The organism is Actinomadura roseirufa (assembly GCF_900659635.1).
Taxonomy (GTDB): domain Bacteria; phylum Actinomycetota; class Actinomycetes; order Streptosporangiales; family Streptosporangiaceae; genus Spirillospora; species Spirillospora roseirufa.
Window position 1 is genome coordinate 1 of sequence record NZ_CAACVB010000239.1, and the last position, 11,405, is coordinate 11,405.

Sequence of the window (11,405 nt, forward strand, 5' to 3'; positions counted from 1 at the left end):
GCTTGGGCAGGCCGCTCGCGGTGGACGCCGCCGGACCGCGGACCGGGGCCGGCTCCGCCGCGGCGGGGAGCGCCGGGGCCGGCTCGGCCGCGGGGTCGTCGGGGACGGCGGTGAGCAGCGTCGCCGGCAGGAACACCACGGCCCGCACGCCGCCGTAGGGGGAGCGGCTGTCCACCGAGACCGTGAACCCGTACCGCGCGGCGAGCACCCCGGCGACGGCGAAGCCGACGCGCGGCGGGTCGCCGAGCCGGTGCACGTCCACCGACGTGCGCCCCGACAGCAGGTCGGCGGCGCGCTGCAGCTCCTCGGCGTCCATCGCGACGCCCGCGTCATCGATCATGATGGCGACCCCGTTGTGCGCGGTGCGGAAGTTGACCTCGACGCGGGTGTCGGGCCGGGAGTGCCGGGCGGCGTTGTCCAGCAGCTCGGCGAGGGCGAGCACGACGGGCTCGACGGCGCGGCTGGTCACCGCGGCGTTGACCGGGCCCTCCAGGTTGACGCGCAGGTAGTCGCGGATGCGCGACGTCGCGCCGCGCACCACGTCGGACAGCGAGGACGCCGAGCGCTGCTGCCCCGGCCACGACCCGCACAGCACGGCGGTCGCCTGCGCGCGCCGGCCGAGCTGGGCGTTCATGTGGTCGATGCCGAGCAGGCCCTCCAGCACGTCCGGGTCGTCGTGCCGCTCCTGCATGGTGGAGATCGCGAGCTGCTGCTCGCTGGCGAGGCTCTGGACGGCGCGCATCATGGCGCGCAGCGTCGACTTCGCCGACTGGTCGGCCTGGTCCCGGACGCGGGCGGCGGACCCGGCGAACAGCTCCAGCACCGCCTCCAGCGACCGGCCGTAGCCGGGGTCGAGGCGGGCCAGGTCGTGCAGCGGCCCGGCCGGCCGCGCGGGCGGGCCGCCCGGCGACTCCATGAGCTCGGGCAGCCGCACGCGCAGCAGGTGCGCGAGCTCCCGGTCGCGCATCTCGACGCCGCCGGTCAGGGCCGTGATCCGGTCCTGGAGCTCGGCGGCCAGCCGCCGCTGGCGAGCCAGCAGGGCCGCGGCGGCGGCCAGGCCCGCGCAGGCCGTCAGGGCGACCGCCGTCGCCAAGAGGAAGGGCACCATCAGATCCTCGTGCACAGGGTTCCGGGCGAGGCGGTCCGGTGGGGGAACCGCGCTCCCGGTGGTGGGGTGGACTGGGACAGCGAAGATCGCCGCAGTTCGGAGACGGTAAGCCGGACGCGCTCGCGCGCGCTTCCGTGTGCGCGCAGGAAAGTTGCCCGGTCACGCATTTCATGATCACTTTCCGTCGGAAACGAGTCACTTTCCGATGGAATCGCCGGAATTTTGGAAGGGCTCGTACTACGCTGACCTGCGGCAGAGCGTCCGGCGGTGCCTCCGGCAGCGGTGCGCCCGGCCGGCTCCGGCGGCGATTCCAGGGAGGTGCCCGTATGAACGACCTCCCCGGCGGGACCGTGCGCCGGACCAGCACCGGCTACCGGCTCGTCCTGTACCGCTGGGACGAGACCGGGCAGGCCGAGCGGACCGGCACGGCGCGGCCCGCCCGCCGCGACTCCGGCACGGGCTACCGGTTCGTCCTGCCGCTGAGCGGCGAACTGATCGTCGTCCACGAGGGGCGGGAGGAGCGGCTCCGCCCCGGGACGGGCGGGCTCGTCCCGCCCGGGACGCCGCCGCGGACCGGCCGCGACGGCCCCGCCCGCGCGTTCGCGCTGACCATTCCCGCCCACGAGGTCGACGCCCGGCTGGACCCGATGCCCGCGCTGCCCGCGGCCCTGGACCTCACCGCCGGGCTCGGCCGGGTCGTCGCGGGGATGGTGCGCGCCGTGGACGCCGAGCGCGCCGCGCTGTCCCGGCCGCAGTTCGACGCGGCCTGCGACCGGATCACCGAGCTGCTGTGCATGCTCGCAGCGGCGGAGGGCGCCCGGCCCGCCGCGCCGGGCCATCTGGCCGAGGTGGAGGCCGTGGCCCGCCGGTACGTGCGCGAGCACGCCACCGATCCCGGGCTGACCGGCGCCGCGATGGCCCAGGACCTCGGCTGGTCGCTCCGCCAGGTGCAGCTCGCCCTCCAGCGCGCGGGCACGACGCCGCGCCGGCTGATCCGCGAGGAGCGGCTGCGGCTCGTCCGGGACCGGCTGCGCAACCCCGGCGACCGGCACGTGTCCATCACCGATCTGGCGCACGCCTCGGGGTTCTCCTCCGCGAGCGCGCTGAGCACCGCGTTCCGGCAGCGCTTCGGCGTCAGCCCGAGCGAGCTGCGGCACGCGGCCGGGCCGCGGCGCGGCGGGCGGGCCCTGGACGCCCCGCTCGGATCCCGGGCGCAGGGCCGGGACACGGCCGAGGCGGTCTCGCCGAACTGAGCGGGCGGCGCCGGTCGGTGGGCCGGTCGGCGGGCTGGTCAGAGGCGGATCGGGCGCCTGGTGCGCGGCGCCCGTGCACGGGACGTGACCGCGATGGCACGCATTCCTATTCTGTGGTGGGTTGTCCCGAGTTATAGTCGCTGGGTTCGAGTCGACGGGGCGGAGACACGGTCAGGAGCACACGCGTGGATCTCGGGCCCCACCACCTCCGGATGATCGAGGCGATCGCCGCGACCGGCAGCATCAGCAAGGCCGCGGCGCGGCTGAACCTCACCCAGCCCGCGGTCAGCACCATGCTCCGCCGCGTGGAGGGCCACCTCGGGGTGCAGCTGTTCGTCCGCTCGCCCGAGGGCGTGCTGCCGACCCCCGTCGGGGCCGAGGTGGCGACCCGGGCGCGCGCGGCGCTGGCCTGCATCGACGACCTGAACGCCGCGCTGGCGCACCGGCTGCGCGAACCCTCGCCGCTGCCGCTGCTGCGGGTCGGGATCCAGGCGTGCCCGGCGCTCACCCGGCTCAGCGACCACCTGGACGATCTCGCGCCCGGCGCGCGGCTGCTGTTACGCGTCGACCAGGGCAGCGGGCGGATCTTCGCGCTGCTCGCCTCGGGCGCGCTGGACATCGGGCTGTTCCAGGAGCCGGTCGGGCACGTCGCGCCGCCGCTGGACGGCCTGGAGCGGCTCGTGCTCGTGGAGCGGGAGCCCGCGCTCATCGGGATGGCCTGCGCGAGCCCGCTGGCGGCGCTGCCCACCGTCGGCCTGGACGAGCTCGCGGACCAGGACTGGCTGGACGACCCGCTCGACGACGGGCCGTGGCCGGCCTACTTCCGCGGGGTGTGCGCGGGCGCGGGGTTCCAGCCGCGGGTGCGGTTCTGGTCGACCGACTGGCAGATCTCGTCCTCGCTCATCCGGTCCGGCCGCGCCATCGCCATCTACCAGCCGACCGCGGCGGACCGCGAAGGGGTGGTGTTCCGCCGCATCACCGGCGACCCGCTCGGGCAGCGGCTCGTCCTGGTCTGGCGGCCGGAGGCGGAGGCGGCGGCGGGACGGCTGCGCGGCGTCTTCAACGACATCTACCTGGAGCTGGTCCGGAACCAGCGCGTCTACAGCGAATGGTGGGACGAGCATCCCGAGGCGCATCCGGCCCTGCCCGTCCTCATCTCCTGAATTCCGGCGCCCCACCGGAGCGCCGGCGGTCCGGAGCCCGGCGGGCGGGACGCGAGGGCGGAACGGCGGGTTCCGGGGCAGCGGTCCCCGGAACCCGCACGCTGTGGGTCAGCCCAGCACGCGCCGGCGCCGGGCCACGGCGATGCCGGCCGCCGCGGCCACGGCGCCGCCGGCGCCGAGGGCCATCAGGACGGGCGCCGTGCCCCGGTCCGGCGCCGGCCGGCTGACACCCGTGGTGGGCGAGTAGCCGCCGAGCTTGCCGGAGGTCGCGTACCGCGAGCCGGGAAGCTTGTCGGCGTACCGCGTCCGGACGAGCCGCTGGTAGGCCGCGAGCGTCGTGCCGCTCTTGCCCACCGACGTGACGGCGGTGTCGTTGAGACCCGTCACCCGCCCGTTCAGCAGCCGGTACCAGGCGTGGATCTGCGGCTCGGTGAACACCGTCCCGCCGTCCGCCTTCGCCGGGTACACGGTCTCCTCGGTGCCGGACGTGACGTTCATGACGTCCCAGCTCTTACCGGTCTTGGTCAGCCACAGGGTGGCCTGCTGGCCGGAGGCCGACCGGGCGCCGATCGCCATGTAGGCGTAGGTGGCGACGGGAGCGTTCTCACCCTTGACGAAGGCGGGGTTGAGGGAGAAGACCGGGCGGGCGGTGCCCTCGACCCGCGGCGCCTTGGCGGCGATCGCGGCCGGGGAGACGGCCTGGTCGGTCAGCTTGCCCTGAAGGTGCTGGTCGTAGTGGACGAAGAAGGACCCCAGCCGCTGCTGGACGGCGGGCTGCGCCGCGGCCTTGCCGGCCGCCGCCGCGTCGGCGGCGGGGGGAGCGGGCACCGGGCCGGCGGCCATCGCCGTGCCGCCGCCGATGAGCGCCGTCACGCCGATGCCCGCCGAGACGGCCCCGGCGGCGAGCTTCGCAGAGGTTCGCATCCGTCAACCTCCGATCCGGTAGAGGGCCTGTCCCCAGCGGAACTGGCCGTTGCTGGTGTAACTGCGGTGGGACATCTCCGAGTAGCGGGGGCTGGAGGGCCACGGGTCGCCGTAGGCGATGGTCTGGCCGGCCGCCTGGTAGCCGTAGATGACCTGGGCGTGGCCGCCGCCGGCGGTCCAGTAGATCCCGGTCTCGATGGGGCGCCTGCCGTCGATCTCGGCCTGGACCGAGGCGAACGACAGCGGGTTGCCGACGGTCCCGGGCGACAGGCCCAGGCTCTGGAAGGCGCGCTGGTCCCACTCGAGCTGGCCGGGCTGGTTCGGGCAGGAGCTGCCGCGCGGGTATCCCCGCGCGAGGTTGCAGAAGTCGTTCTGGCTGACGTTGCCCTTGTTGAAGAACTTGGCGATCGTCAGGCCGCTGGCGGCCCAGCACCACTGGTTCTGCTGCTGCACCTCCTGGCTGATCGTCAGGTTGCCTGCGGCGGCGACGCCGGGCGAGGCTGCGATGGTGGCCGCTGCCACCCCCGCGACACCGCACGCGATGCGCCAACGTGCCCGGGCGGGTCGGGTACGCGTTCTCATTCGCTTCCGCCATTTCTCCCGGCGTGCGTCGTGGCACCGCGCACACGGGCGGGGTGTAATTCCCTACCGGTGCCGGGGGAATTCCGGGCGGGGAGCCCCGTGTGCGAGGCCGAAGGAACGCCATAACAGTCTCATTCACGGCATAAGCCGGGTAATGCCAATAGGTTATAACTCGGGTGAATGGGACATGGCGCACCTCCCGGCGCACGGGACGAAAGCGCCGGTCAGGGCGTCCAGCGCAGGGGCAGCGCCTCCATGCCGTAGATGCCCTCGACGCCCCCGAAGGCCGGTGGCGCGGCCGGTTCGAGCCCGCGCATCCGCGGCGCGAGAAAGGCCAGAGCCTCCTCCAGCTCCGCCTTCGCGAGGTTGGCCCCGAGGCAGTAATGGGCGCCCGCGCCGAAGGTCAGCGACCTGCGGTCGCGCTCGGCGGTGATGTCGAACTCCTCGCCCACGTCCCGGTTGGCCCGCTCGGCGCAGATCCCCACGAGCGTCCCCGCGGGGAAGACGATGCCGCGGTACACGAGATCGGACAGGCAGATGCGCGCGGTGAACGGCGTGATCGGCTCGAACCGCAGCACCTCCTCCACCGCACGCCCGGCCCGCTCCGGCTCGGCGCCGAGCAGCGCCCACTGGTCCGGATGCTCGGCGAACAGCCGCAGCGCGTGCGAGAGCTGGGCCTGCGTGGTGTCGATCCCGCCGGACATCATGTTCAGCAGGAGGTTGACGCACTCGTCGTGGCTGAGCCGGTCGCCGCCGTCCTCGGCGGCCAGCAGCGTGCTGATCAGGTCGTCGCCGGGATCGGTCCGGCGGCGCTCCAACAGCGCCTGGACGTAGTCGTACACCTCGCCCGCCGCCTGCTCGATGCGCGGCAGCTCCGTCGACAGCGCCCGGACGTCGAACTGCCGCTGTACCCAGTTCGACCACTCGTGCAGGCGGCCGGCGTCCCGCTCGGGCGCGCCCATGACCGTCGTGATGACCAGCGCCGGGTAGGGCCGGGCGATCTCGGCGACGAAGTCGCAGGACGAGGCGGCGGGCCGCCAGAGCCTCTCCAGGAAACGCCGCATGTCCGGCCGCCAGCGGTCGGCCGCGCGCGGCGTGAAGGCCGGGCCGACCAGCGCGCGCAGCCGCCGGTGGTGGTCACCGGACTGGTTCAGGATGTTCGCGTCGATGTGGTCGCGCATCCGCCCGGACGTCACGCCGAACAGGTCGGCGATCTCACGGCCGGGGAACGCGGTCTCCCGGGAGCGCAGGAAGAACTCGGCGCCTCCCCGGTCGAGCACGACGTAGGTGAACGGACCCCGTGCCAGCCAGCCGTGTTTCGCCGTCTCCGCCAGCCGCTGGTGATAGACCTCCCCGGTCAGGTCGGGCGCCGAGTAGTCGAACTCGGGAAGCTCCAGTTCTGTCACGACCGTCACATTGCCTCCCGGCTTCGCCGCGTTGCGTGCTTGTAGGCCGCCTCAGGCGATTATGCGCGCCAGGACGGAGAGTTTCAGCCTCGCGTACCCCCGATCCGCGCCGACCGTACATCGCCGGCGCACATGGATCGTCCTCCCGCTGGGAGCCGGTACTAGGGCACGGGCTCCCGGGGCGGCTCGGCGGCGAGGAGATCCTCGATCTCCTCGACGGCCCGGCGCAGCTCCGCGGCGAACGCGTGCATCCCGTCCGCCACGGCCCGTGGGGTGCTCAGATACACGTGGAAACGGTCGGGCAGCAGCACGTAGGCCACGCCGATGCACCGCTCGCTGGTCGAGCCGAACCCGAAGTACTGGATGTTCGCCGACGGCGCCGAGCTGGTGCTCAGGTAGTCGTCGCGCATCCGCAGCCACCCGGGCGAGGCGAACAGCGGCGGCGGCTCGGTCACCCCGAGCTCGGCGCCCCGGCGGCGCTGGATCAGCTCCAGCTCCCAGAGGTGCTGCTCGGGCGCCTGGCCGTCCTGGCACTGCTTGGCCCGCCGGATGTGCGCGCCCGCGGCGGTCCGGAAGGCGGAGCGGCGCTCGTCCGCGCCGGCCGCCGGGTCGTCCATCGCCGCGACGAACCGCAGCACCTCGGGGGTGACCACGCGCATCGCCTCGGTACGGCCCCGCCGGAACTGCCGGGTGGCGATCGACTCGTAGGTCGCCCCGGTGATCCCCTTGGCGCGCCGGTGGGCGAGCTGGTAGGCCAGCTGCGCGAACGCGTCCGGGGACGTGCGCAGCCGCTTGATCCGCTCGGCGCCGAAGCCCTCGAAGGACACGGTCTCGGTGGCCGTGGCGGCGGCGTAGGCGGCGAACGCGGCGGCGGCCGCGCGGATGTCGGCCCGCAGCGGCTCGTCCAGGATGAACTCGACCGGCTCGGTCGCCGGCGGGCCCTGCGGCCGGGCGCCCGACCGCCGCGCGTGCTCGGCGGCGGGCGTGCCGAGCAGATCGTCGACGAAGCCGAGGACCGTCGTGCCGTCCAGCCCGCAGTGCTCGATGTTGATCCCCGCCCGCCCGTCACCGAACACGATCAGCGAGACGGCCTTGTCGAACCACCGCCCGGCGGCGTCACCGTGCAGGAGGTGATCGCACGCCTCCAGGGTGCTCTCGGGGGTGAAGTCCTCCAGGCACAGGCAGAACAGCGCGGTCTCCACCGTGTCGAGCGCCCTCCGGTTGGCGGGATGCAGGTCCAGGAGGGCCTGCCGGCTCGCGGCCCACTCCGCCCGCGCCTTGGTGGTGAGGTGCCCGGGGGACGGCTCCGGCGCGGGCTCGGACTTCATGATCCCGCGCAGCCCCGCCGCGATCTCCTCGGGCGTGTGGGGCCGCCCGTCCGGGCCCAGCACGTCCATCCGGACGATGCCGCCGCGGAAGAACACCGCGATGTGGCGTGCCCGGGACGGCCCCGGCCACTTCGCGGTGTACGGCACGCGGACGGTGTCCTGCTCGACGCCGGGGATGCGGGTCGCGGAGAACAGGTACTTGTTCTGCTCCATCGACAGCGGGCGGCCGCGCTGGACGGCGGGCGGCAGCTCCTGCCCGTCCAGCCGCAGCTTGTAGTCCAGCGCCCCGGCCACGAGCCCGGCGGCGCGCTCCGCCTGCGCCTCGCCGGTGTCGTTGAACAGGAAGAAGAAGTTGGCGTTCAGCGCGATCCGGTCGCGGCGGCCGAGGTACCGGTAGGGCCAGAACGTGTCGAGCCAGCTGTGCACGCCGTCCTCGGCGTCGTAGCGTTCGAGGGCGGCGTGCAGCGCGCGGCCCTCGCCGCCCGGCCGCAGGAACGCGGTGAGCGCCTCCCGCGTCCGGGCGAGCTCGGCGTCGGTCAGCAGCGGCGCGCACCACGCCAGGAACCGCTCGCCGGTGGCGTCGAGCGAGGGCAGCGGCACCCGGGGCAGGTCGTCGTCGTGGGCGAAGGTCGGCGAGGGCTGTCGGCCGGCGTTCACATTCGGTCCTCGTTTTCGGTGGTGGAGTTTCCGGTGGTGGACGGGGTCAGCGGGGGCGCGAGACGTACAGTTGCGCGTAGAGCCAGCCGCGGGTCTCCAGCCCGGTCGGGTCGACCCCGACTTCGGAGAGCCGGTCCAGGACGAGCTCCTGCTCCTGCGCGGTGGCGAACCGCCGCTGCCGGAACAGCCCGTCCCGGCGGACGGTCCGGTACCCGGCCGCGGCGAGGTGCTCGGCGATCGGGTCGAAAGGGAACATCCGCAGCACGAAGTGCGCCATCCAGGGCCGTGCGCCGCCCTGCGCCTCGACGACGCGGGCGAGGGTCCGCTCGGTGACGTAGCCGAGACAGCCCGTCGAGATGACCAGGTCCGTCGCGGCGAGCTGGGCGCGCTGCCGCTCGTCGGGGTCGTCGTCCTCCAGGTCGGCGTGCACCGCGCCGTCCAGGAACCCGGCCTCCAGAGCGTAGGCCAGGGCGTCGTCGGAGGCGTCGAGGCCGAGGAAGCGCACGCGCCGCGCGGACCTCCCGGACCGCACCAGCTCCCGGTCGCGGGCCAGCAGCGCGCCCCGGGTCTGCCGGTGGGCGTCGTGGCCGCCGTACCGGTCGTACAGATCGCCCATGGTCACGCCGTACTTGAGGAGCGCGGCGTTGATCCCGTAGGAGCAGCCGATGTCCAGGACGGTCGGGACCGGGACCTCGCGGGCCGTCCGGTACTCGGCGATCAGCCCGCTGAAGTGGGGTTTGGCGAGCTCGGGGATGAAGTAGTCGAGGTCGCGCAGGGTGGTGAAGTAGGCGCGCGGGTCGGGCTGGGTGTAGATGTGGTCGAGGGAGACCTTTCCGGTCGTGTCGACGCGCACGTTCGCGTTCCTTCCTGGAGTGCGGTGCGGCGATGGACGGCGGGCTCGGAACCTCGGCACGGCCCCCTAGTCCAGCAGCCGGTCGACCCGGACGGCGCGTCCCTGGGCCGCCAGGTGCTCGGGCAGCACGCGGCCGAACAGCTGCCGGGTGCGCGCCACGCTGCCGACGACCCCGGGGCGCTCGCTGTAGGCGAGGATCGCCGTGTGGCGCGCCGTCGCGCCCCGCACCGTGCTCACCCGGTGCAGCGAGTACCGTCCCTTGAACAGCTGCAGGTCGCCGGGACGCAGGATGAGCCGCCTGATCATGTCCCCGCCGGCGCCGGTGAGCACGCGCCGGACGGCGCCGAGGTTCTCGTCCTGCGCCGACCTGATGTTCGGGCAGTACTCGAAGACGCCGCCGTCCGCCGCCTCCCGCGTCAGCAGGCTGACCGTGAACTCGTTGGTGTCGAAGTGCCAGGGGTGCTGCATCCCCGGCCCGACGACGTTGAGGCACAGCCCCGACAGGGGGTCCGCGAGCTCGTGCACCCGGGGGAGGCCGAAACAGCCCGCCACGAAGCGCTGGAAGGGGCCGCTGGTGTAGAGCCGGTGGACGATCGCGCCGGCGGGGATCCGGTCCCGTGCCACGAAAGCGTTGCCGCGCCGGACGGTGATGCGCCCGGGATGATCGTCGGGCAACGGGGTGGTCACGTCGATGTTGTAGGCGTTCACCGTCTCGACGTCGAAATGCGCGTACGGCGCCAAAGCCGCGCATTCTTCCCGCAGTTCGTCGTGCAGGGCCGCGCGGATGAAACCGGGAAGCACGGCACAGCCGGAATTGTCCAGTTCGCTCCGGACCCGGGAGACGGCGGCGTCCCAGCCGGCTCCCGCCGGCTCGTCCAGCGGGTAGCGGACCGTGTTGACCAGCCGCTCGACCGCCCGAGCCTCCGCCGCGACCATGAAGCCCCTTCCGGTGAGCGATCCCAAGACGGGTCTAGCACATTCATTGGGTCAATTCATGACGGGGTTTTCCGGGCGAACCTATCAGGAATCGATAAAGCGGGTCGCTGACCTGTGCATTCGATCGTTCCAAAAAAGTGCCGGGACGGGCGGCGGGACCGGGGTTGTGGCTCATCTCACGCGTCCGGCGGGCACCGGGGCGGGGCGTCCGGCGTTCCGGTCCGCCGGCCGGTCTGATCAACTTTCCGCGAACCATCCCTTACGCGGCGGCGTCACCCTCTGGTGGAATGCCTGGTCGGACATGAGCGAGGGGAAGACGTGGTGGACTGGCGGCTGGCGGACTTCGTCGAGGACCGGGAGCTGGGGCGCGGGGCGCAGGGACGGGTCGTCCTGGCGCGGCACGCGGAGGCGGGCACTCCCGTGGCCATCAAGTACCTGGCGCGCGGCGACGCGGCGGCGGTCGCGGCCCTGCGCGGCGAGGCGCGCATGCTCGGCCGCCTCACCAGCCCCTACGTCGCGCGGCTGTACCGGTTCGTGGAGAGCGAGCACGGCGCCGCGATCGTGATGGAGGCGGTCAACGGCGCCTCGCTGAAGGCGGTGCTGGGCGAGCACGGCGCGCTCGCCCCGGAGGCGGCGCTGCTCGTGCTGAAGGGCTCGCTGCTCGGGCTGGCCGCGGCGCACTCCGTCGGCGTCGTGCACCGCGACTACAAGCCGGCCAACGTGGTGGTGCGGCCGGACGGGCTCAGCAAGCTGGTCGACTTCGGTGTGGCCGTCCTCGCGGGCGAGGGGTCGTTCGCCGGGACCCCCGCGTACATGGCGCCGGAGCAGTGGCGCGGCGAGCCCGCCACCCCCGCCACCGACGTGTACGCCGCGACGTGCGTGTTCGTGGAGTGCGTCACCGGGCGGCGGCCCTTCGCGGCGGACGGTCAGGCGGCGCTGCGGGACCAGCACCTGGCGGCACCGGTGGACATGGCGGACGTGCCCGAGGCACTGCGTCCCCTCGTCGCCGAGGGCATGGCCAAGAGCCCTGAGCAGCGCCCGCCGGGCGCGGCGGCGTTCGTCGCCCGGCTGGAGACGGCCGCCGTCGCCGCCTACGGCGGTGACTGGGAGCAGCGCGGCGTGCGGGCGCTGGCCGGCGCGGCGGTCGCCCTGGCGGCCCTGTTCCCGCTGGGCGCCCTCGTCGCCCCGGGCGCCG

10 protein-coding genes are annotated in these 11,405 nt (G+C 73.8%); 3 read left to right on the forward strand and 7 right to left on the reverse strand.

What is annotated here, in order from left to right; all coding sequences use genetic code 11:
• Positions 1-1,108 (reverse strand): ATP-binding protein (locus E1291_RS42475; RefSeq protein WP_242614531.1); only part of this gene is annotated, 1,108 nt, incomplete at its 3' end.
• A gap of 170 nt (positions 1,109-1,278) precedes the next feature.
• On the opposite strand from E1291_RS42475, the gene E1291_RS33045 reads away from it, so the two are divergent.
• Both E1291_RS33045 and E1291_RS33050 read left to right on the forward strand, forming a co-directional pair.
• The gene (locus E1291_RS33045) at positions 1,279-2,361 is read left to right on the forward strand and encodes an AraC family transcriptional regulator (protein WP_278045297.1); all 1,083 of its coding nucleotides are present in this window, start codon (positions 1,279-1,281) and stop codon (positions 2,359-2,361) included.
• 185 nt (positions 2,362-2,546) lie between these two features.
• Positions 2,547-3,524, forward strand: a complete 978-nt coding sequence (locus E1291_RS33050; protein WP_131742004.1) for a LysR family transcriptional regulator — start codon at positions 2,547-2,549, stop codon at positions 3,522-3,524.
• A gap of 108 nt (positions 3,525-3,632) precedes the next feature.
• Here the strand turns inward: E1291_RS33050 and E1291_RS33055 are convergent, their stop codons facing one another.
• From E1291_RS33055 to E1291_RS33080, 6 genes are all read right to left on the reverse strand, one after another.
• On the reverse strand, positions 3,633-4,448 hold the full coding sequence (locus E1291_RS33055) for a hypothetical protein (RefSeq protein ID WP_131742005.1): 816 nt from the start codon (positions 4,446-4,448) through the stop codon (positions 3,633-3,635).
• Between the two features lie 3 nt (positions 4,449-4,451).
• Positions 4,452-4,970, reverse strand: a complete 519-nt coding sequence (locus E1291_RS33060; RefSeq protein WP_207401067.1) for a papain-like cysteine protease family protein — start codon at positions 4,968-4,970, stop codon at positions 4,452-4,454.
• A gap of 284 nt (positions 4,971-5,254) precedes the next feature.
• Positions 5,255-6,445, reverse strand: coding sequence for a cytochrome P450 (locus E1291_RS33065; RefSeq protein ID WP_131742007.1), 1,191 nt, complete (start codon positions 6,443-6,445; stop codon positions 5,255-5,257).
• Between the two features lie 152 nt (positions 6,446-6,597).
• The gene (locus E1291_RS33070) at positions 6,598-8,421 is read right to left on the reverse strand and encodes a choline/carnitine O-acyltransferase (protein WP_131742008.1); all 1,824 of its coding nucleotides are present in this window, start codon (positions 8,419-8,421) and stop codon (positions 6,598-6,600) included.
• A 46-nt stretch (positions 8,422-8,467) separates the two neighbouring features.
• Complete coding sequence (locus tag E1291_RS33075) at positions 8,468-9,274, reverse strand: class I SAM-dependent methyltransferase (protein ID WP_131742009.1); 807 nt, start codon at positions 9,272-9,274, stop codon at positions 8,468-8,470.
• A gap of 66 nt (positions 9,275-9,340) precedes the next feature.
• Entirely contained in the window at positions 9,341-10,210 is an 870-nt protein-coding gene (locus E1291_RS33080) for a HalD/BesD family halogenase (protein ID WP_131742010.1), read from the reverse strand.
• A gap of 318 nt (positions 10,211-10,528) precedes the next feature.
• On the opposite strand from E1291_RS33080, the gene E1291_RS33085 reads away from it, so the two are divergent.
• Positions 10,529-11,405 (forward strand): serine/threonine-protein kinase (locus E1291_RS33085; RefSeq protein ID WP_131742011.1); only part of this gene is annotated, 877 nt, incomplete at its 3' end.